This is a genomic window from Citrobacter sp. wls714 (assembly GCF_005281025.1).
GTDB classification, from domain to species: domain Bacteria; phylum Pseudomonadota; class Gammaproteobacteria; order Enterobacterales; family Enterobacteriaceae; genus Citrobacter; species Citrobacter werkmanii.
Genome location: NZ_SZWZ01000024.1, coordinates 98071 through 120196 on the forward strand (window position 1 = coordinate 98071; position 22126 = coordinate 120196).

20 protein-coding genes and 1 pseudogene are annotated in these 22126 nt (G+C 52.1%); 8 read left to right on the forward strand and 13 right to left on the reverse strand.

The features are described 5' to 3' along the window. Positions 1-35: 35 nt before the first annotated feature. Entirely contained in the window at positions 36-452 is a 417-nt protein-coding gene (locus tag FDX11_RS02595) for a GNAT family N-acetyltransferase (protein WP_061380876.1), read from the reverse strand. A 129-nt stretch (positions 453-581) separates the two neighbouring features. Here FDX11_RS02595 and FDX11_RS02600 point away from each other — a divergent pair, with 129 nt between their 5' ends. After that, the gene (locus FDX11_RS02600) at positions 582-875 is read left to right on the forward strand and encodes a YicS family protein (protein ID WP_137365877.1); all 294 of its coding nucleotides are present in this window, start codon (positions 582-584) and stop codon (positions 873-875) included. A gap of 93 nt (positions 876-968) precedes the next feature. Further along, positions 969-2351, forward strand: a complete 1383-nt coding sequence (locus FDX11_RS02605; RefSeq protein ID WP_137397435.1) for a glycoside hydrolase family 1 protein — start codon at positions 969-971, stop codon at positions 2349-2351. Between the two features lie 56 nt (positions 2352-2407). Here the strand turns inward: FDX11_RS02605 and nepI are convergent, their stop codons facing one another. The 3 genes from nepI to FDX11_RS02620 form a co-directional block, all read right to left on the reverse strand. Further along, positions 2408-3592 carry a purine ribonucleoside efflux pump NepI gene (nepI, locus tag FDX11_RS02610; RefSeq protein ID WP_137397436.1) on the reverse strand — a complete coding sequence of 395 codons (1185 nt, stop codon included), beginning with the start codon at positions 3590-3592 and terminating at the stop codon, positions 2408-2410. A gap of 170 nt (positions 3593-3762) precedes the next feature. Beyond that, positions 3763-4215, reverse strand: a complete 453-nt coding sequence (locus FDX11_RS02615; protein WP_137397437.1) for a DUF1198 family protein — start codon at positions 4213-4215, stop codon at positions 3763-3765. Positions 4216-4233: 18 nt separating this feature from the next. Next, positions 4234-4989, reverse strand: coding sequence for an IclR family transcriptional regulator (locus FDX11_RS02620; RefSeq protein ID WP_042311500.1), 756 nt, complete (start codon positions 4987-4989; stop codon positions 4234-4236). Positions 4990-5234: 245 nt separating this feature from the next. On the opposite strand from FDX11_RS02620, the gene FDX11_RS02625 reads away from it, so the two are divergent. The 5 genes from FDX11_RS02625 to FDX11_RS02645 all read left to right on the forward strand — a co-directional run bounded on the left by FDX11_RS02625 (position 5235) and on the right by FDX11_RS02645 (position 10610). After that, entirely contained in the window at positions 5235-6134 is a 900-nt protein-coding gene (locus FDX11_RS02625) for a dihydrodipicolinate synthase family protein (protein ID WP_042311498.1), read from the forward strand. A 21-nt stretch (positions 6135-6155) separates the two neighbouring features. Continuing rightward, a complete protein-coding gene (locus tag FDX11_RS02630) occupies positions 6156-7673 on the forward strand; it encodes a UxaA family hydrolase (RefSeq protein ID WP_170975587.1) in 1518 nt (505 codons plus the stop codon). Positions 7674-7736: 63 nt separating this feature from the next. Then, complete coding sequence (locus tag FDX11_RS02635; protein WP_042311494.1) at positions 7737-9047, forward strand: MFS transporter; 1311 nt, start codon at positions 7737-7739, stop codon at positions 9045-9047. Positions 9048-9100: 53 nt separating this feature from the next. Beyond that, positions 9101-9997, forward strand: coding sequence for a 2-dehydro-3-deoxygalactonokinase (locus tag FDX11_RS02640; protein ID WP_079225788.1), 897 nt, complete (start codon positions 9101-9103; stop codon positions 9995-9997). Further along, positions 9990-10610 carry a 2-dehydro-3-deoxy-6-phosphogalactonate aldolase gene (locus FDX11_RS02645; protein ID WP_042311490.1) on the forward strand — a complete coding sequence of 207 codons (621 nt, stop codon included), beginning with the start codon at positions 9990-9992 and terminating at the stop codon, positions 10608-10610. The genes FDX11_RS02640 and FDX11_RS02645 overlap by 8 nt, the downstream gene beginning before the upstream one ends. 47 nt (positions 10611-10657) lie before the next feature. Here FDX11_RS02645 and uhpT read toward each other — a convergent pair whose 3' ends face one another. The 7 genes and pseudogenes from uhpT to rbsK form a co-directional block, all read right to left on the reverse strand. Next, positions 10658-12049 (reverse strand): hexose-6-phosphate:phosphate antiporter, encoded by a 1392-nt coding sequence (uhpT, locus tag FDX11_RS02650; RefSeq protein WP_038635654.1) that lies wholly within the window; start codon positions 12047-12049, stop codon positions 10658-10660. A 142-nt stretch (positions 12050-12191) separates the two neighbouring features. Beyond that, positions 12192-13519 (reverse strand): annotated as a pseudogene (locus FDX11_RS02655) (MFS transporter). Between the two features lie 9 nt (positions 13520-13528). Beyond that, a complete protein-coding gene (gene uhpB / locus FDX11_RS02660; RefSeq protein ID WP_137397438.1) occupies positions 13529-15031 on the reverse strand; it encodes a signal transduction histidine-protein kinase/phosphatase UhpB in 1503 nt (500 codons plus the stop codon). Further along, positions 15028-15621 (reverse strand): transcriptional regulator UhpA, encoded by a 594-nt coding sequence (gene uhpA, locus FDX11_RS02665; RefSeq protein ID WP_038635664.1) that lies wholly within the window; start codon positions 15619-15621, stop codon positions 15028-15030. The genes uhpB and uhpA overlap by 4 nt, the downstream gene beginning before the upstream one ends. A gap of 100 nt (positions 15622-15721) precedes the next feature. Further along, positions 15722-16735 carry an aldose 1-epimerase family protein gene (locus FDX11_RS02670; RefSeq protein ID WP_079225785.1) on the reverse strand — a complete coding sequence of 338 codons (1014 nt, stop codon included), beginning with the start codon at positions 16733-16735 and terminating at the stop codon, positions 15722-15724. 11 nt (positions 16736-16746) lie between these two features. Then, positions 16747-18063 carry an L-fucose:H+ symporter permease gene (fucP, locus tag FDX11_RS02675; protein WP_042311481.1) on the reverse strand — a complete coding sequence of 439 codons (1317 nt, stop codon included), beginning with the start codon at positions 18061-18063 and terminating at the stop codon, positions 16747-16749. A gap of 27 nt (positions 18064-18090) precedes the next feature. Beyond that, positions 18091-19011, reverse strand: coding sequence for a ribokinase (gene rbsK, locus FDX11_RS02680; protein WP_042311479.1), 921 nt, complete (start codon positions 19009-19011; stop codon positions 18091-18093). A gap of 324 nt (positions 19012-19335) precedes the next feature. Here rbsK and FDX11_RS02685 point away from each other — a divergent pair, with 324 nt between their 5' ends. Continuing rightward, entirely contained in the window at positions 19336-20121 is a 786-nt protein-coding gene (locus tag FDX11_RS02685; protein ID WP_137397439.1) for a DeoR family transcriptional regulator, read from the forward strand. Between the two features lies 1 nt (position 20122). On the opposite strand, the gene ilvN is transcribed toward FDX11_RS02685, so the two are convergent. Continuing rightward, the gene (gene ilvN, locus FDX11_RS02690) at positions 20123-20413 is read right to left on the reverse strand and encodes an acetolactate synthase small subunit (protein WP_003023914.1); all 291 of its coding nucleotides are present in this window, start codon (positions 20411-20413) and stop codon (positions 20123-20125) included. Between the two features lie 3 nt (positions 20414-20416). Continuing rightward, positions 20417-22105 (reverse strand): acetolactate synthase large subunit, encoded by a 1689-nt coding sequence (gene ilvB / locus FDX11_RS02695; RefSeq protein ID WP_137397440.1) that lies wholly within the window; start codon positions 22103-22105, stop codon positions 20417-20419. Positions 22106-22126 lie beyond the last annotated feature (21 nt).

The window sequence follows — 22126 nt, forward strand, 5'->3', positions numbered from 1 at the left end:
CAAGAAAGTGAGGCGGCATCCAGACCTTCCGGTCATCAAAACGTTTTCGACAAATAATGGCGCGCGGCACCGGTTTCCGGGAAGTTATCGAGGGTCATTTGCAGCTGATAGCCGTTTTTCTGATAAAACGGCAGCGCCTGGAAACTCATCGTATCCACCAGCGCATGCAGACACCCTCTCTCACGCGCGGTTTGTTCCGCCGCCTGCATCAATTTTGTGCCGTAACCGCCTTTACGCAGCGAATCATGCATCCATAAAAACTCAATGCACAGCCATTCGCCTTTAATTTTGCCGATCAACCCGCCCAGAATTTCATTGTGCTCATCGCGCCAGTACACTGCCAGGTCGCCAAAATTGGTGGTTCTGAGAAACTGGCGATTGTACGCACGCAATCCGCTCAGCAGCGCGTTTTGATCGTCTTCGGTAATCGTATCGGTAATCTGTATTTGCATCCTATCCTCCTGAAAAACTACAACGTCTGGCTGATTTAGTTTTAAGCATTAACACAGGCTGATGAGTGAGTCGTATGCCGTCTACACTTACTCTTGAGATGATGCGCATAGACAACAAGGATTATTATCATGAAACGAGCCATTTTTCCGATTATTGCCGTCCTTTTAACGCTACCCGCTCTGGCGCAAGCCGACTCAGCGTATGGCGGTCTGCAGGCTGTACACGAAAAAAATACCGTGCTGAATGACTTACGTAAGATTTGCACCCCGCAAGGGTCGCCGTCAGATGAGATATGGGAAAAAACAATTATGGCTGATACGCGCAATCAACAGCACATTCGCGAAGCCATTCTGGCAATACAAAGAAACAATCAGAACAACTACTGGGAAGCACTTGGCAAAGTGGAATGCCCGGATTTATAGCCATTATGTTGTAAAATGAGCACTGTAACCGGTTTCTGTATCGTAAAAACACGTATTGTTGCCAGAACAGATAAATAGCAATGGAGCAACAATATGCGATACCGTTTTCCTGAAAACTTCTGGTGGGGCAGTGCCTGCTCGGCGCTACAAACCGAAGGAGATAGCCTGAACGGCGGTAAAAGCCAGACCACGTGGGATGTGTGGTTCGACCGTCAGCCAGGTCGTTTCCATCAGGGGGTTGGCCCGGCGAACACCTCAGGCTTTTATCAGCACTGGAAACAGGACATCGCACTGCTCAAGCAGCTGAAACACAACAGCTTCCGTACATCTCTGAGCTGGTCACGCCTGATCCCGGACGGCACCGGTGAGGTTAATCCTGAGGCCGTCGATTTCTATAATAACGTCATCGACGAGCTGCTGGCGCAAGGCATAACGCCATTTATCACCCTGTTCCACTTCGACATGCCGATGGGGATGCAGGAAAAAGGCGGCTGGGAAAACCGTGAAGTGGTCGAGGCGTTTGGCCACTACGCACAGACGTGTTTCAAATTGTTCGGCAACCGCGTTAAGCACTGGTTCACCTTCAACGAACCGATTGTTCCGGTAGAAGGTGGTTATTTGTATGACTTCCATTACCCTAACGTGGTGGATTTCAAACGTGCGGCCACCGTGGCGTACCATACCGTGCTGGCGCATGCGACGGCGGTGCGGGCGTATCGTGATGCAAACCATGACGGTGAAATTGGCGTGGTATTAAACCTGACGCCTTCGTATCCGCGCTCGCAGCATCCGGCAGATGTCAAAGCCGCGCACCATGCGGACCTGCTGTTTAACCGCAGCTTCCTCGACCCGGTGCTGAAAGGGGAATATCCAGCTGACCTGGTGGCATTGCTGAAAGAGTACGATCAGCTTCCGGCCTGCCAGCCAGGCGATGCGCAGTTGATCGCCGACGGCAAAATCGACCTGCTGGGGATTAACTATTATCAGCCGCGTCGTGTGAAATGTCGCGATACGGCAGTCAATCCGAATGCGCCGTTTATGCCGGAGTGGCTGTTTGATTACTACGAAATGCCGGGGCGTAAAATGAACCCTTACCGCGGCTGGGAAATTTATGAGCCGGGTATTTACGATATTATTACCAATCTTCGCGATAATTACGGTAACCCACGCTGCTTTATTTCAGAAAACGGTATGGGTGTAGAAAACGAACAGCGCTTTATTCAGGAAGGACAAGTTAACGACAGCTACCGTATCGAATTTGTTGCTGAGCATCTGAAATGGCTACATAAAGGCATTAGCGAAGGCTGTCATTGCCTTGGCTACCATATGTGGACCTTTATTGATAACTGGTCATGGCTCAACGGCTATAAAAACCGCTACGGTTTTGTCCAGCTGGATTTAGAAACGCAAAAACGCACGGTGAAAAAGAGCGGCGAATGGTTTGCCCATACCGCCGAAAATAATGGTTTTGATTGATTAAGTTGCCGGATGACAGTGTTGACTGAAAACGATGCGCCATCCGGCAACTGTTTTCACTGAATCCTGACCTTCATCGTAACCAGAAGCGCTGTCAGCAGCATCAGGCTGCCCGAGAGCATCAGGGGCGACAGCAGTCCGAGGTTATCAAGCGCGTAGCCTCCCACCGCAGCCCCGCAGGTATTGGCAAGCTGGATCACGGCGACCTGAACGGATCCGGCTTTTTCTGCCTGATCGGCAAGTGAGCGGGTGATCCACGTCGACCAACCGACCGGTACCAACGCAAACGCCAGCGCCCAGATTATTGCAATGCCCGCGGCAACCACTTTATCGCTACCCCACAAAATCAGGACCAGCGCGCTGAGCGCCAGCACCAGCGGCGCACCGGCCAGGGCCAGTTTGACCGAGCGCTTCAGAATCACCGAAGAGAACGACGTCCCGACAAAGCTGGCGATACCAAAACTCAACAGCACCAGCGTCAGGCCATCAACATCAAAGCCCGCCAGATTCATATAGACAGGGCGAATATAGGTAAAGAAGGCGAACTGCCCGGCAAAGGACATGAAGATGGCAATCATCCCGGCCATTACTCCGGGGCGCTGCAGCAGGCTGAACATGTTTTGCTTCTGATGCGAAGGTTCGCCCGGCAGCGAAGGCAGCGCTCTCACCACCCAGATGGTACACAACACCCCCATTATCGCCGCCGCGTTAAACACGTTGCGCCAGCCGATGATGCCGCCCAAAAAGCTTCCCAACGGCGCGGCAATCACCAGCGCGATGGACACCGCGCCAAAGATCACCGACAGCGCTTTCGGCACCGTACGCGCGGGAACCAGACGCATAGTCAGCGACGCTGACATCGCCCAGAACCCGCCGAGCGCCAGCCCCAGACAGGCACGACCGATCAGCAGTAGCGTAAAAGAGTTAGCAAATGAAACCAGCAGGCAGGAAAGCGTCAGCAGAACCGAAAACAGGATCACCACATAGCGACGATCGGTCGCCTGGATAATTTGCGTCACAAACAGGCTGGCGAACATGGCGACAAACGCCGTCACGGTCACTGATTGTCCGGCAACGCCTTCTGAAATGCCCAGATCCTGCGCCATTGGCGTCAGCAGGCTAACGGGCAGAAACTCAACGGTTATCAGGCAGGCAACACAGAACGCCACGGCGAATACCGCCGACCAGTTTGGCCGGGTATTTACCTCAGCGCGGGATTTTTGTTCAACAGCGTCACTCATTTTGTTACCTGCGTGGGGTTATTGTAGAAAAGTTACGCATTGTAACATTAAAAGTGTGACGTATTTAACGTTTTGACAACTCTCACCGCCGGATGGCGACGTCGCCTTATCCGGCCTACGGCTGAGCCTCTTTGTAGGACTGATAAGCGTAGTGCCATCAGGCATCACTATCAGTGCAGCCAGTGCACGCCATCTTCAGGTTGGAAAAAGGCGTTATAGCGCATCTGGAACGCGTTAAGTTCCTGCATATCCGGCTCCATTTCACGTAGAAACCCGAGCGCCAGGCGCACCTGCGCGTCGGTGATCGGGGCGGCCAGGCGAGATTTTTGTAGCAGGCGGTGCCACTGCAGCAGGTTCTGCTCACTACCGTCGACAATGACGATTTGCCAGATTAACAATACCTGGGCGGCATTTTGCAGATGCGATTCCTCAGGGCGGTGCAGGTACTGTAAAAACGCCTCACCCTGTATTTTTCCCATCTGATCAATCATCGATTCTACCGGTACCACATCAATATTCAGTCGCTCGCTCAGACGGCGAATGGCCCGTCGTGATCCAGACGTCAGCACCCGAAAACCCACTACAAAAACAACCACCAACGTGGCCAGCATTATCCAAATCATTAATGACGATACCGCCGCTTAAACTAATTTTTCCGAAAGGGACTGACAGGCTTCGCGCACCCATTGCGAATATTGTGGAATACAATTTTTTGGCATTTGTAATTCAACGCCGCTGATACTTATTGCCGCAATCACGTCTTTATTACGGTTAAAAACCGGTGCGGCAATGCAATAGATGCCAGGAGAGTCTTCGGCGTTATCAAAGACCCAGCCTTGCTCGCGGATTCTGGCAAATTCCTTCATTAATGCTTTTTTGCTGGTAATGGTGGTTTCGGTATACCGTGGCAACACTTCCTCAGGCAACAGTTCATCGATTTTGTCCTGCGGCAACCAGGCACAAAGCGCTTTCCCCACACCGGAGCTGTGCATCGGTAATTTTTTACCAACCCAGGTCCGAATGCCAATCGGCTGGGTATTCTCCAACTTCATAAGATAAATTGGCGCGACTTCATCCAATATACCTAAGTGACAGGTCAGATCCGTTTGCTGACGCAGTTTTTCCAAAACAGGAAGTGCTGCATTACGAATATCAAATTGTTCCAACGAACGATTTCCCCATTCGTACAGCTTCAAGCCCAAAAAGAAACGTCCCTTTTCCAGGCGCAAAAGATGATGCGCAACCAGTGCATTTAGCAGGGAAGACGTGCTGCTTTTTGGTAATGCCAGATCCTGCTGAATCTGACTGAACGTCGCTCCTGGGGAGTTAAAAAGATAATTACAGATTTTTACTGTCTTATCCAATGCGGGAACAGAGGTCGTAATGTCTTGGTTCATGCGATATTAATCTTTTTTATTCATAGACTCTGCACAGTATACCGCAATCACTTTTCTCAGGAATGCGGCTTTTTTGCACATACGCAAACTGGGCTCTATTACCTAAATTTTATACCCACAAACCCGATCCATCTCACAGTTGTTCATTTGTTCTGCAAAAAACGTTGACGAACGATTTGGATATTTGCTGTACTAACTTCAATATACAGAACATAAGTTCCATATACAGAACTAAAGGAGTGGCAATGTTGAACATTTTTAAGGGCATCTTCCCACCAGTGCCGACTATCGTTGACGAAAGCGGTGAATTGGATCGCGCAGGAATGGCAGTAATGATTGACCATGTGATTAGCAATGGTGCCGACGGAATGCTCATTCTGGGCAGTGGTGGCGAATTTTCCCATTTCTCGTCCGAACAAAGAAAGCAAATTGCAGAGTTTAGCCTGCAGCATGTTGCTGGTAGAGTTCCTGTTCTTATTGGTATCGCCTGCGCCAGCACAGCGGAAACTATCGAACTTGGAAAGCATGCTGAAAACGCGGGCGCAAAAGGAGTACTGGTAGTCAATCCTTATTATGCAAAACTCAGCGATGAGGCCCGCTTTACGCATTACAAACGAATCGCTGAAGCGCTAAGCATTCCCGTCTTCTTATATAATTTTCCAGAACTAACTGGCCAGGATATTGGTTTAAACGTTATCACTCGCCTTGCCCGTGAAGTACCAAATATCGTTGGCATTAAAGATACAATTGATAACATTAGCCACACCAGGGAAGTTATCAATCAGGTTCACTGTTTCCGCCCAGACTTTATCATTTTTAGCGGTTATGACGAATATTTGCTTGATACATTATTACTCGGTGGACATGGCGGCATTCCGGCAACATTTAACTTTGCGCCTCATATTACACGCGGAATTTATCAGGCTGTTCAGCAGAACGATCTTGCTACCGCCAAAGCACTTCAACAACAACTTGCCGGATTATCACCTTTATATGCCTTAGAACAACCGTTCTTTGCCGTTATCAAGACCGCCATTAAATTAAGTGGCGTGGATATATCAACTGCAGTTGTCCCGCCAGCATTACCGTTAAATGAAGAAAAAAGAGAACAGGTTAAAAATATTTTATCCCGTATTGCGGTATAAACCAGCATGAGAGCAAAGATAATGAACATCAACCCTGTATTAAAATTGAATCCCAAAGATGATGTGGTTATCGCAAGGCAGGCTGTCCCCGCAGGCACCCGGCTTGAAGAAGAGCACATTACGGTACTCAGTGATATTCCCGCAGGGCATAAAATCGCCCTGCATGCACTGAGGGTTGGCGATGCGGTCAGACGTTATGGGCAAATTATTGGCTTCGCAACTCAGCCCATTAAGCCTGGCGAACACATCCACATGCATAATTTGGGAATGGGTGACTTCGAACGCGACTATGCCTGGGGCGAAGATTGCCATTCACCCTCCCCAGCCCCTCAACAGGATACCTTTATGGGTATCCGACGCGCCGATGGTCGTGCAGCTACACGTAATTACATCGGTATTTTAAGCTCCGTAAACTGTAGTGCCACGGTCGTAAGAGCTATTGAGGATCACTTCCGTCTGCAGGGTCTTGCAGATTACCCGAATGTTGATGGCGTGGTGTCATTACCACAAAGTTTTGGCTGTGCTATTGGCTCTAAAAGTGAATCAATGGACGTTATGAGACGTACGATGGCCGGTTATGCCACCCATGCCAACTTTGCCGGAGTAATCATCGTTGGACTGGGATGCGAATCCAGTCAAATTAAAGACATGATGAACGCCCATGGACTGGCCGATGGCCCAATGATGCACAGTTATACCATTCAGGATGTGGGCGGTACACGTCACGCCATTGAGAAAGGAATTTCCCTGGTTAACCAAATGTTGCCCGTTGCTAACCAGGTAACACGCCAACCTATCCCGGCATCAGAAATCATACTCGCGCTGGAGTGTGGCGGTTCCGACAGCTATTCCGGGATCTCAGCCAATCCAGCTCTGGGCTATGCGGTAGATAAACTGGTGCAACAAGGCGGAACAGCGATTTTATCTGAAACCTCCGAAATTTATGGTGCAGAGCATCTTCTTACCCGCCGCGCTATTTCTCGCGAGATAGGTGAAAAACTCATTGCCCGCATTCACTGGTGGGAAGAGTATTGTCGCCGCACCGGAAGTGAAATGAGCAATAACCCCTCGGCGGGTAACAAAGTCGGCGGACTGACGACCATTCTGGAAAAATCACTTGGTGGTATTGCTAAAGCGGGTACAACCAATCTGACAGAAGTGTATGAGTATGCAGAACCGGTAACCGCGAAAGGTTTTGTCTTTATGGATACCCCTGGATATGACCCTATTGCCGTTACGGGGCAAATCGCCGGAGGAGCAAATCTTCTGTGTTTCACCACAGGCCGAGGTTCTGCCTTTGGTTCCAAGCCAACCCCAAGCCTGAAGCTGGCTACCAATAATGCGCTTTGGCAACGCCAACAGGAGGATATGGATATTAATTGCGGAACCATTGTCGAGGGGGAAGAATCCATTGCAGAAGTCGGTGAACGTATCTACCAGATGATCCTTGAGATGGCATCAGGTAAAAAAACGAAGAGTGAGGAATTTGGCTATGGCAGTCAAGAATTCGTCCCCTGGACTGTTGGCTCCATAATGTAACACTCCACAATATAATAATACCTCGTACCGCCATACTCATTATGAGTATGGCAAGGAGCCCTTATGTCTATTGTTAACGTAAATACTGAAGAAGAAAAATTAAAGGCAACAACAGTAAGGTGGCGCATATTTATTATTATGCTCTTATTAGGTGCTATTAACTATATTGACCGCACCTCTCTTTCTATTGCCATGCCTTATATTACAGATGAATTTGGTATTACCGATACTCGCGTTGTTGGTGTGATTCATAGTGCCTTTTTCTGGGCTTATGCATTAATGCAAATTCCTAGTGGGGTCATTGCTGATAAATTCAAAGCCAGAAATATCATTGCTCTGGCCACTATCTTATGGGGAGCATTTCAAGCCATAGCGGCTCTGTGTCACTCTATTTTCACCCTTTCACTTTCTCGTCTGGGGTTAGGCGTCACTGAATCTCCAATCATGCCCGCCGGCGCGAAGTTAATGGGCACATGGTTAACGCCAACCGAACGTGGACGTGGTTCGATGCTACTTGATGGCGGCGCGCCATTGGGTACGGCGCTGGGTGCGGTGATCATCGCCGGACTTATTGCCTTTTTCGACTCATGGCGTATGGCATTCGTAGTGGCTGGTGTGGGAACAATGATTGTCGGTTTACTGGCCTGGTGGTACATCCGCACTTATCCATCAGAACACCCCAGCATCAATAAAGCTGAACTAGACCATATTGTTGCGGCAAACGGTGCTGAAACCAGTAGCAAGAAATACCGTCTGGCCGATATCAAACCTTACCTGAAACAACGTAATGTGATTGCACTTATCTGTGGCTGGGTCTGCTATAGCTTCGTGTTCTATGGCCTGATGACATGGCTACCGCTCTATTTCCAGGCCACCTACGGTTTTGATATCAAATCGATGGGCGGAGCAATGGCGCTGATCTTCCTGCTGTGTTTTGTCGGCCAACTGACTGGCGGCTACATTATGGATAAATGGCGCAGCAAAGGGGCAAAAACAAGCCGCGTTATGCATACGATGTTGGCGATTTCGGCTACCACCGCTGGTGTAGGTATTTTCCTTTGCGCACAAAGCTCGACGCCAGCCGTCGCAATTACCTTGCTCACTATTGCCCTTTTTCCCCTGCGATGGGCCAGCGTTTACTGGTCAATACCCGGACTGCTGGGCGCACAATCAGTTGCAGGCACCATTTGTGGAACTATGAACTTCACCAGTAACTTGTTCGCAGCCATCCTGCCTATTTTTATCGGTTTCCTGGTGCAATCCACGGGGAACTATTACGCAGCGATGATGTTCTTTGCGCTGGCTGCGGTGGGTTATCTCATCTGCTCGTTGCTGATCAACTTTGATAAAAAAATGGTCATTACCGACGAATAGTCCACCTGAATCTGGCCCGTTTACGGGCCATCTTTCAACATCAGGAACGATGTATGTTCAATTCAGAGAATTTCATTGCCGTAGACTGGGGCTCAACTAACCTGCGCATTTGGGTCTATCAACAGAATGAATGTGTCTGGCAACACGCCAGTCAGAATGGGGTACTCAAACATCAACCAGGTGTATTCAAAGACACCTGGCTAACACTGCTCAGTTTGTGTCCCCGGCCATTAAGCAAAGATACAACCGTCATAATGAGCGGAATGGTGGGCAGTAATATCGGGTGGGTAGATAGCCACTATTTACATTGTCCAACCCCGTTAAGTGCATTATCACAGCATCTAACAAAGGTTGAAGATGCCGGCCCTTTTCCCACTTTCATCGTTCCAGGCCTGCAAATTACCGGGCCAGAAAACTACAACGTCATGCGTGGAGAGGAAACTCAGCTTTTTGGCGCCTTAGCTGATGAGAACTGGTACGTATTCCCTGGAACACACAGCAAATGGGTGCAGGTACAAGAGAGTAACGTCTGCGATTTTCAAACCATCATGACTGGCGAGTTTTTCCACTTACTTTCACGTTACTCCATCGTTGGAAAAAACGCCGGGGAACAAAACACGAACGAACAGGCTTTTTTAGCAGGAGCCGAACGCGGCTGGCAGGAAACATGTTTATCCCGCAGCCTATTTGATCTGAGAGCCCGAATACTCACCCATGCGTTGTTACCTGATTCGCTTTACGAATCTCTGTCAGGGTTATTGATTGGCCATGAAATAGCACAAATGCTACAGCATTATGCCATTAACACTGAAGAAGAAGTCATTCTGGTGGGCAATGACGATTTGCTCAGCCGCTATCAACGCCTGTTTCATCATTTCGGTTATCGCTGTCGGCTCTGTAATGGTGAAAACGCATTTGTTAATGGTATCAGGAGACTTTTAAATGAATAGTCGTAACCCTTTGGTCGCTATTTTACGTGGGGTGAAGCCCGATGAAGTGCTGGCCCATATTGATGCACTTATTACAGCCGGATTCAGCACAATAGAAATACCGCTGAATTCACCAGACTGGCAACGTAGTATTGCTCTTGCCGTGGAACATTATGGTCATACGGTAAAAATCGGTGCCGGAACGGTCACCAATGTCAGTGATGTCAGCACACTCTCTTCGCTGGGATGTGCATTTATCCTTACGCCCAACACCGATCCGGAAGTAATTGATACTGCGCGAGCGGCCAAAATGACGACCTGCATCGGCTGCCAAACAGTCAGCGAAGCATTTGTTGCATTCCGGCATGGCGCGGACGGATTGAAAATTTTCCCTGCGGGGGAACTGGGACCGGATTACATCCGGGCATTAAAAGCCGTTTTGCCTCCTCAAGTCCCTTTGTATGCCGTGGGCGGAATTAGGCCAGACAATTTGTCCCATTACCTGAAGGCAGGTTGTTTCGGTGCCGGCTTAGGCAGCGATCTGTATCGTGCCGGACAATCTATCCACCAAACAGCCGCAAATGCGAAGGCATTTATCGAGGCTTATAATACCTTCTGTCAGTCTCAGGCATAAAAAAGCCCGCCATTATGGCGGGCAAAAGTTACCAATGCACACTTAACTCAAGCAACTTTCAATTGTTGAATCTTTTTCTCGCGGCGAATTTTACGTTCTTCAAACACGGCCACGATGGCCATCAGGCAGATACAGCCAATGGCGGCGGTATCCAGCGCGGCAAAGGTGCCTGCCCAGCCGGTGAGGCCGAAAATCGGTGTGCCGTCGGCGATCATCCCGAGACCCAGCTTGGCAAAGCTGTCGCCAATCAGGTAGGCGAAGGTGCCTTTAATGCCATCGGCCGCGCCGATCGCTTTTTTCGGTACAAATCCGACGGCGGCCACGCCGATTAACAGCTGCGGACCGAACACCAGGAAGCCGAGGGCAAACAGCGACGCCAGATAGACGTACTGGTTGCTGGCGTGCTGGTATACGCCGAGCGTGGCGATGATGAGTGCCAGCGCCACGCAAGCCACCAGCGCGCGACGACCGTTAGCGAGATCGGAGAGCCAGCCCCACAGCAGCGTGCCGACCAGCGCGCCCACTTCAAACAGGGTAAAACCCTGAATCGCCACTTCTTTGGAGAGCTTCAGCTCCTGGAAGGCGTAGACGGTGGACCACTGGTCGATACCGATACGCACCACGTACAGGAAGATGTTCGAGAAACATAGCAGCCAGATCACTTTGTTTTTCAGCACGTACTCAACAAAGATCTGCCATTTGGTCATCTCATTTTCTTCGGTCTCTTTGTCCTCTTCGCTGATCTCCTCGCCGAACAGCTCTTCGGCTTTACCGAGGCCATAAGATTCCGGGGAGTCGCTGCCGTAGCGCAGGCCGATAAAGCCGACAATCAGGGCAATAATTGACGGGAAGATAAACATGCCGATGACGTGGCCGTCGAACAGGTAATTCGCGCCGAACAGCGCTACGCCCGCCGCCCCCGCGCCGCCGAGGTTGTGGGAGATATTCCACATGCCGAGGTAGGAACCGCGCTTACGGCGCGGCGTCCACTTGGTGATGGTGGAATAGCTGCACGAGCCGCCGGTGCTCTGGAAGAAGCCGCTCAGCGCGTAGAAAGCGATCATCAGGAACAGGCTGGTTGACCCCGCGCCCATGCTGGCGCTGAAGCCAAGCATACAGATGGCGGAGAGGATCAGCATAAACGGCAGGAACTGCTTGGTATTTTTGCCGTCCGCGTAGTAGGAAACCACGGTTTTACCCACACCGTAGGTGATGGAGAATCCCAGGCCAATCATCCCCAGCTGCGTCATGCTCAGCCCGTAGGTGGAGATCATGTCGTTCTGCGCGATGTTGAAGTTTTTGCGGATCAAGTACATGGTCAGGTAGCCGATGAAGACCACCAGATAGGACTGCATGAACGGTTTGAACCACATTTTGCGCCGCACATCGAGCGGCAGATCCAGGGTCGGCTTACGCACCTGGTTGAGAAAGGCCAGCATTTGACACTCCCGAGCTGATTTTTTTACCTGCGAATGGCAGGCATTGTAAAAATCAGCCAGGGGACACGCCTGAGACAGCGTCCAGGTGAAACCGGGAAAATTTCTTAGTTTTACGCCACTCGGGGCAAAAAGGTGAGGTGCATCACGCTTCGTTGAGATCGCGCGGTGCCTGGGCGTTTAAGAACGGCAGCAACAGCAGTGCTGAGATGCCGGCCGCGATGGCGATCACCACAAAGAATCCGCTCCAGTGCCAGACTTCCATCACCTTCGCCAGCGGCCAGCCGGAGAGCGATGCCCCCAGATAAGCAAACAGGCCGACAAAGCCGGTCGCTGCGCCCGCCGCCTCCTTGTGCGAGCACTCCGCCGCCGCCATGCCAATCAACATCTGCGGGCCAAAGACGAAGAAGCCGGTGGTGAAAAAGCACGCCGCCTGCATCACGTAGCTGGCGAATGGCATCAACCATAGCGAGCCCACGGAGAGCAAAATTCCGGCGGCGAAAATCAGGTTCATCGGCCCACGATTGCCGTTGAATAGCTTGTCCGAGCCCCAACCTGCAACCAGCGCGCCGATGAAGCCGCCCAGCTCGAACATGGTCACGGCGGTATTGGCAGTGACCAAATCGACGCCGAGCGTCTCCGACATATACAGATTGCCCCAGTCGTTGATCGCCGCGCGCACCACGTACACCAGCACATAGCACAGCGACAACAGCCAAATATATGGATTAAGCAACACATATTTGGTGAGGATCTCTTTACGAGTTAACCCCGCGCCCTCCTGCTGCTGGGCAATTTCCAATTCATCGTGCCGCCAGTCGCCAATCGGCGGCAGACCAATCGCCTGCGGCCTGTCGCGCAGCCGCCAGCACAGAAAAACGCCCACCACGATCGCCAGCGTACCGGCAATCATCATCCCGGCGCGCCAGCCGTAATGCAGCGCCGCGCCGCCATGACGATCGGAATCAGCGCGCCGCCGACGTTGTGCGCGGTGTTCCAGATAGCCCACCAGCCGCCGCGCTCATTGCGCGAATACCAGGCGGTGAGCAGGCGGGCGCACACCGGCGCGCCCCAGCCCTGGAAGAAGGCGTTCAGCGCCCACAGTACGGCGAAGGCCCAGACCGAGGTTGAGAAGCCGAACAGGATGTTAACCACGCCGGTGGCGATAAGCCCGATACCCATAAAATAGCGGGCGTTGGAGCGATCGCTAACAATACCGGAGACAAATTTCGACAGCCCGTAGGTGATGTAAAACAGCGTCGCCAGCAGGCCAATATCGCTGCGGGTCAGCACACCGCTGGTGATAATTTCCGGCACCGCGGCGTTAAAGCTTTTGCGTGTGAAATAAAACAGCGCGTAGCCGAGCCAGATAGTCAGCAAAATATGCCGCCGCCAGTAACGGTAGCGGGCGTCCACTTCCTGCTTGTCGGTGATAAGCGGCGCGCTGGCCGGAGCTTTTAAAAACTGAAACATGGCCGTTCCTTAGGCATAGCGCTGGGGCAGCGACACGCTGACGCGCGTGCCGTGCATGCAGGATATCGTGAGTGAACCACCGAGCGCCGTCACCCGCTCGCGCATCCCGGTGAGACCAAAACCTTGTGGGTTCGACCCTGGCGGCAAGCCGCTGCCGTCGTCCTCAATGACCAGCATCAGCCGCTCATCCTGCTGCCAGCCCTGGAGTGTCACCGCGCTGGCATTGGCGTGCTTCACAATGTTGTTCAGCCCTTCCTGACAGACGCGAAACAGCGTCACGCGCTGGCTTTCGCTCAGCAATGACTCATCAATTCGCCAGTCAAGGTGGCTGACGATACCGCGGCTTTCCAGCTCCATTTCACGCATCAGCGAACGAATGGCTTGCTCCAGGGTGAGATCGTCCAACTGGCGCGGACGTAAACGCCCCAGCAGACGGCGTACGGCGTCATACACGCCCAGCGAAAGCTGTTCAATGTGCGCCCCGCTTTGCTTAACGCCCGGGTTCTCTGGAGCCAGGCGCTGTACGATACCCGCCTGAGTGCGAATGGCGGTGATGGTCTGGCCGATATCGTCGTGCAGCTCGCGCGCGACGTCGCGGCGCACGCTCTCTTCGGTTTCAAGCAGACGTTCCGCCAGCCGATGATTGCGCGCCAGCTCGTTTTGCAGCGACTGGTTAAGCTCACGCAGCCGCTGAATACCCGCACCGAGCAGCAGCCCGGTCAGGCTTTGCGCCAGCAGCGAGAGCAGTAAATCGACCGGGTGATCGTGCCATGTCTGGCTGGCAATCAGCGCGATGGCGTTCATCAGCGTGGCGATCAGCGCCCCCTGCCAGCCGTAGTGCCAGGCGAGCGCGATAATCGGTAAAGCGAGGCAAAATGGGGTAAAGCGCGAAAGTTCGGCGGGCAAACCGAGCTGTAGCCACAGGCTGACGGTGAACAGCAGCAGGTACCAGACCAGATGTCGCCCGCGCCAGTTCACCGGCTGCGACACCAGCGCCGGGCCGAGCGGCAGCCAGGTGGTGCTGGTCAGATAGTGCCAAAACACCAGGCAGATCGGCGCCAGCGTTAATCCGCCGGTCAGGGTCAGTAGCAGCGCATTCCACGCTTCCTCGCCCTGCCCCAGCCACGGCAGCGATTGCAGCAGCGCCGCCGCCGTCAGCGCTGCGCCCTGCAACAGCAACGTGCGCCAGTCGCGTTGATTGCGGTATCGCGAAATCAGCATCACCGGGAGTAGCGTGAGGGTGCTTCCGATCATCAAAAGTGGCAAATGGGCCAGCGCCACCTCCTGCGCCAGCCAGTACATCAGCAGCCACTCCGCGCCCAGCAGCACCGGCCAGTAGCTGCGCGGGCATTGCAGCATTAATCCCAGACGCAGGCCAAACGGAAACAGCAGTACCGCCAGTTCCGGGCGCTCAACCAGGTGCAGGCTGATGCTCCACAGGCAAAACCACGCGGTGGAAAAGATAAAGAAACAGGCAACAACGGTAATCAACCGGGAGAAAAGTGCGTTCATTGCCAGCCGTCAAACATCCGGCGCGCCAGCTCAACATCGTTGCTGACGTTCAGCTTTTCCATCAGGTTGGCGCGATGAACGTGCACCGTTTTCGGCGACAACCCCAGCTCGGCGGCAATCTCTTTCACCGCCATCCCCTGTGCCAGCTTCTCCGCCACCTGACGCTCGCGTTTTGTCAACGGATCCTGACGCCCGGCCGCCAGCTTGACGGCGATGTCCGGCGTCAAATAGCAACCGCCGGTCGCCACGGTATGCACCGCCGCAATCAGTTCATCCGGGCTACAGCGTTTTGAAAGAAAGCCACGCGCGCCTGCGTTGAGCGCCTGCTCGACCAGTGCCGGGCTGTCGTGGACGGAGAGCATGATAATCGCCATCCCTTTTGGCAGTTGGCTTAGTAACTCCAGGCCCGAGATATCGGGCATAGAGATATCGCAAATACACACCTGCACGCCGCGCCCCGGTAAACCGGCCAGCGCCTCGCGCCCGGAGCCAAATTCCGCCACAACCTGCAAATCAGCTTCCAGTCCCAGCAGTTGGGCAAAGCCGGAGCGGACGATAGTGTGGTCGTCGATAAGGGCGATGGTGATCATGGGTTTGTCCTGGCGCTAAGGCATGCCTGATAAGCGTAGCGCCATCCGGCAAAAGCGCTTACCTTAACGATAAGCGCTTTGGTGTTCAAGCCTTGAGCGATCAGGCTATGCCTGTCGTGACGGTAAATATCCGGGTGTGCTGCGGTTCTATTTCAATCAAGGTGCCATTGCGTTGTGCCGCCAGGAATCCTTCGGGTCGACAGGTTGCAGGCAACGCGAATGCCGCAACCTGTTGATCGCCGTTATACAGGATCCATCGCGTCACATAATTCAGCTCCGCGCTGGAGAAGCGTGTAACGAACGTGGTGCCATCTGGAGCGATCATGCTAAATTCTGGATTATCTGTGTACCTGTCCAGTTGGTCAGCAAAGAAGACAATTTCCGGATCGTAAAAATGGGGTTCATTGAGCCGCGCCAGAGAAGCCTCGCCCTGCACAATCCGCTGATTAAACGCCAGCCATTGCTCAGTCGGCTTAACATGCGCGGGTATCGACTCACGCAGCTTCATGGCCTCATCCGGAATATTCTGGCTGAAGGAGGCTTCCGGTACGTAGGCATAGTTCATATGGCACATGTACTGCAACGGCATTGCCACTGAAGCGAGGTTGGTAACCGCCATCTGAATATCAAACAGCGCGCTCGCTTTGTGCATTACCACCGCAGGATGCGCCTGATAATGATGGCCGAACCCCATCACATACTCATAGCGTCCGCCCACGCGCAAATTCTCACCCTCCAGCTCCAGCCAGGCTTCATCCATCGCGGCACAAGCCATTTCACCATGCAAAGGATGTGAATCTTCTGGTGATGGGCAGCCATTAGCCAACAGACCTGAGTGGAAGGCAAAACAACCGTAGGTCGCCACCACTTCCGCCGCCGGTTTCGGCTGACTGAACATGTTGCGCATGGTCAGGTCATGGCCATCAAACTGAGCATCCCAGATCATCTGCCCCATCCAGGGCAGAATAACCAGATGTCCACGACTGTTTTCTACCTTCAGCCCTTCCACTCCGCTGGCGTAACGAAATGCGGTAACCGTGAAATCGCTATTCTTCAGTAAGATTCGCGGATGCTCTGCAAAGAGTTCTCGCCACAGCGTTATACGTGTTGTCATGATCGCTCTCCTCAGGAAACTGTCGCTTCAGCCAGGTTGTTGCGCACTTTGCTTTCACGCCAGAAGTAGATGCCGACGTACACGAAACAGAGCATGGAAACCAGGAACGAAAGTTGTAATGAATGGAACATATCAGCCACATAGCCCTGAATCGCCGGAACCACCGCCGCGCCGACAATCGCCATAACAATGACGGCACCTGCCATTTCGGTATGTTCGTTATCCACGGTATCAAGCGTACCAGCATAGATTGTCGCCCAGCAGGGTCCAAACAGGACACTCACCAGCACTGCGACATACACAGCGCTGAAGCTTGGCGCCAGTGCAACATAGACGAGGAACAGGGCACCAATGATGGAATAGAGAATCAGCACTTTTTCCGGATTGAAGCGCGTCATCAAAATGTTGGCGATAAACTTGCCGATAAAGAAGCAGGCGAAGCTATAGACCATGAAGGTTGAGGCGTCGCGCTCGTTGATATCACCTAATTCCAGTGCCAGACGGATGGTAAATGACCACACCGCGACCTGCATCCCCACATAAAGAAATTGCGCCACAATTCCACGACGGAAACGGGCATTGCTGGCCAGATAACGCAGTGTATCCATCGCGGACGGGCGTTTACGACTCGTGGTTTGCGCAACTTTACAGGTCGGGAAGCGGGTCAGCAGGAATAACACCATCACCACAACCAGCACCATAATCATGTACTTATATGGCTCAAGAGTATTTTCCAGCATCAACACTTTAAAGTTATGGATCTGCTCGGCGTTCATCCCGGCCATCTGTTTTTCCAGGCTTTCGCCTTCAGAGAAGACCAGATATTTACCCAGCAGAATACCAGCCGCCGCGCCAATAGGATAAAAAGTTTGACTGATGTTCAGGCGTAAAGTGGCATACGCTTTTGGGCCGATCATTGAGCTGTAGGTGTTGGCCGCTGTTTCCAGGAAGCTCAGACCAATCGCAATCGCGAAAATCGCCGCAAGGAACATGGTGTAGGTGGCCATGTGCGATGCCGGGAAAAAGAGCGTACACCCAACGATATAAAGGGTCAGCCCCATTAAAATGGCGACTTTATAACTGGTCTTTTTAATCACCAGAGATGCCGGAATTGCAATTAAAAAATAACCGCCATAAAAGGCACTCTGAACTAATGCCGAGGCAAAGTTGCTGAGTGAAAATACGCTTTTGAATTGCGTAATCAGAATATCATTTAATGCGGCTGCGCATCCCCATAACGGGAATAAACAGGATAACAAAATAAACTGGAACAGAGGGGTCTTATTCAAATAGCCGTCAGCCATCTGAATGATGTTTTTATCGTTCATAGTGCTACCTTTTACAGTGCAGGAGTATTATTCGTTTAAGGTAAGAAACTCATTAAATTGTTCGATGCTTGGATAAGATGATTGAGTGCCTTTCCCGGTAACGCTGAAAGCAGCGAAGAGAGCGGCTTTTTTCATGGCGGCTTCCACATCACCGCTTTGAACGTAATAGTGAGCAAAACAACCGATGAAAGCGTCGCCTGCGCCACTGGTATCGATAGCGTTCACTTTAAACGCCGGAACATGGACTTCCTGGTCACGCGTCATCCACAGCGCACCTTTCTCACCCATGGTGACAATAATATTGTTCAGACCTTTATCAACCAGAGAACGAGCCGCTGCGCGAATATGGTCATAGGTATCTACTGACATACCGGTTAATATTTCCAGCTCGGTTTCGTTCGGCACGAAAAAATCACATTTACAGGCATAAGACATATCTAATTCCCGTAATGCAGGGGCGGGATTTAGTAACACTTCAATACCGTGTTTTTTGCCAAATTCAATCGCGTGATAAACGGTTTCCAGCTGCACTTCCAGTTGCAGGACAATAAGCTGACATTTTTTCAGATCTTCCGCCGCACGATCGATATCTTCCGGGGAGAGAAATTTGTTCGCTCCTTTAATAATCAGGATGCTGTTGCTGGAGTTGGCATTAACAAAGATCGGTGCGACACCGCTGCTGGTGCAGGGTACCTTTTCGACATAGGTGGTATTAATTCCCCAGGATTCGAGATTGCGAATAGTGTTATCCGCAAAAATATCATCACCGACTTTTGTCAGCATCAGCACTTTGGAATTGAGCTTAGCGGCCGCAACGGCCTGATTTGCGCCTTTGCCCCCACAGCCAATTTTGAACGCCGGCGCTTCCAGCGTTTCCCCTTCTTTGGGCATCTGGTTGATGTAGGTGATGAGATCCACCATGTTGGAGCCAATAACCGCGATATCCATTTTACTACCTCTCAGAAACAATCACACAACAATGATATTAAAATAACATTATCATGTTACTTTCGTACCATTTGTGACTAGGATCGCGATTGGAAGATCATTTTGTTGTTTATTTATTACGCTAAATGTTGCTACCCCATCACACTACAAATGATGAAGTTGCTTACAATTGACTGAAAGTTAACTGTATATAATCAATAAAACGTGAAAAAACACGCTTTTATTTCCGAATAGTCAGACGTATAGTAATGCGGCAATGCCATGTTCTAAGAAACACAAAAATGTTACTGAAGGAACATGGAAACATGATTCGTGGAGAAGCACATGGAAACTAAGCAAAAAGAACGTATTCGACGTCTGATGGAATTGTTGAAGAAGACCGACCGAATCCATCTGAAAGAGGCGGCACGAATGCTGGAAGTTTCTGTGATGACTATTCGTCGGGATCTCAGTCAGGATGACGAGCCGTTACCCCTCACGCTGCTCGGTGGTTACATTGTGATGGTGAACAAACCTGCTACCATCGTTAACGCGCCACTCCCCGTGCAAAAACAGTATCACCGCGACGATTTACCGGTTGCCATTCTGGCTGCGGGACTGGTAAGTGAAAATGATCTGGTCTTTTTTGATAATGGTGCGGAAATGCCGTTGGTGGTCAGCATGATCCCGGACGATATTTCCTTTACCGGGATTTGCTACTCGCACCGGGTGTTCGTAGCGCTAAATGAAAAGCCCAACGCCACAGCGATTCTTTGCGGGGGGACCTACCGGGCGAAAAGTGACGCCTTTTACGACACCAGTAATCCCTCCCCACTGGATGCACTCAACCCACGAAAAGTCTTTATCTCCGCCAGCGGAGTCCATGAGCATTTCGGCGTTAGCTGGTTCAATCCGGACGATCTGGCCACAAAACGCAAAGCGATGGAACGCGGATTACGCAAAATTCTGCTGACGCGCCACGCCCTGTTCGATGAGGTCGCCCCCGCCAGCATTGGTCCACTCTCCACCTTTGACGTACTGATAAGCGACCGTCCGTTACCGGCAGATTATGCAACCCACTGCCGGAACGGCTCTGTCAAAGTGATCACCCCGGATTCAGACGGCAACTAACTCACTCAAAGAAGACGGTGATTTTGTTAAACATCGACGGGTCGGATTGGTTGCGGGCGACTTTCACCACATCTTCCAGTTTGTCGATCTGGCTTATCATCTGCTCCAGACGCTGATCGTCGTTGACCAGTAGCCAGATGCGGCTCTTATCGCTGTCCTGAATCGGTAGACAGAGAATGCCTTCCACGTTGAACGCGCGGCGGGCAAACAGCCCGCAGACGTGGGTCATTACGCCCGGATGGTTGCGCACGGTGAGTTCCAGGATTACGTTGTCATGAGTCTGCTGTTGCATGGCTTATTCCCCCACCATTTCAGTGTTTGCCGCACCCGGCGGCACCATCGGGTACACTTTTTCTTCGGCGTCGATACGCACGTGGATCAGCGCAGGTCCAGGCCGATTAATCATTTCCTGCAACGCTGCCTGTGGGTCTGCTTCGTTATTCAAATCACAAGTTTCCAGACCAAAACCAGCTGCGATCTGCATAAAGTTAATCATCCCCGGATAGGTCGCAGCAAAAACACCCTGCTTATAGAACAGGCTCTGCTGCTGATATACCAGACCCAACGCTTCGTTATTCATCAGGATGATTTTAATATCCAGCTGATTTTCGCTGGCTGTCGCCATTTCCTGAATATTCATCATCAGGCTACCGTCGCCGGAGAAGCACAGCACTTTTTTATCCGGGTTCGCCAGCGCCGCGCCAATGGCCGCCGGCAGACCAAATCCCATGGTACCAAGACCGCCAGAGGTCAGCCACTGACGCGGACGGTTCAGCGGGTAGGCCTGCGCCGCCCACATCTGATGCTGCCCGACATCGGTGGTGATAATGGCGCTGTCATCCACGCATGCCGCCACCGCATTGATCAGCCCATAGTGACTGAGCGGGTCGCTTTCCTGCGGAATGGCGCAAGGAAATTCACGTTGTAAATCGGCCACCATCTGATGCCATGCCTCTCGCGGCTGGGCCTCAACCAATGGGATCAGCTGTGCCAGTACCTCATCGACATCCGCCTGAATCGCTACATGCGGCTGTTTGATTTTACCCAGCTCCGCACGGTCGATATCCACGTGGATGATTTTAGCGTTCGGGCAGAACTGTTCGGTTTTACCAATCGCCCGGTCATCAAAACGTGCGCCCAGAACAATCAGTAAATCAGCTTCTTGCAGAATAAAGTTGGTGCTGCGCGCGCCGTGCATACCCAGCATGCCTAAAGACAGCGGATGCGTCTTTGGCAGCATGCCCAGCGCCATCAAGGTCATGGTGGTAGGCAGCATGGCTTTTTCGGCCAGTTCACGCACGCGTGCGGGCGCGTTAATCACGCCGCCGCCGAGGTACAGTACCGGACGCTGTGCGGCGTTAATCATGGCTGCGGCATCGCGAATGCTGTCCTGACTGAACGCCGGCGCCGCCATTTTCTGCGCGGGTTCCGGCATCTCTTCAATTTCAAATACGGCGGTTTGAATATCCTTAGGAATGTCTATCCACACCGGGCCTGGACGTCCGGACTGCGCAATGCGGAATGCATCGCTCATGACCTGAGGTAATTCATTGATATGGCGGACCAGATAGTTGTGTTTGGTGATGGGGATAGAAATACCGTAGGTATCGACTTCCTGGAAGGCATCGGTACCGATCATCGAGGCCGGAACCTGCCCGGTGATACACACCAGCGGGATGGAATCCAGACGAGCATCGGCAATCGCGGTAACCAGGTTGGTGGCTCCCGGCCCGCTACAAGCCATACACACGGCGGGTTTACCATCGGTTCGTGCCATGCCTTGCGCGATAAACCCCGCACCCTGCTCGTGGCGCGCCAGGATATGACGGATTTTCGTGCTTTGGCTTAACGCGTCATAGACGGGAAGGATCGATCCGCCAGGGATACCGGTGACTACCTGGATTCCCTGACGTTCCAGGAAATGAACGATGAATTCTGCGCCCGTAAAACGCGTACGCTTGGATGTTATGCCCGAACTTGCCATGCTCCAGTCCTTTTATTCTGG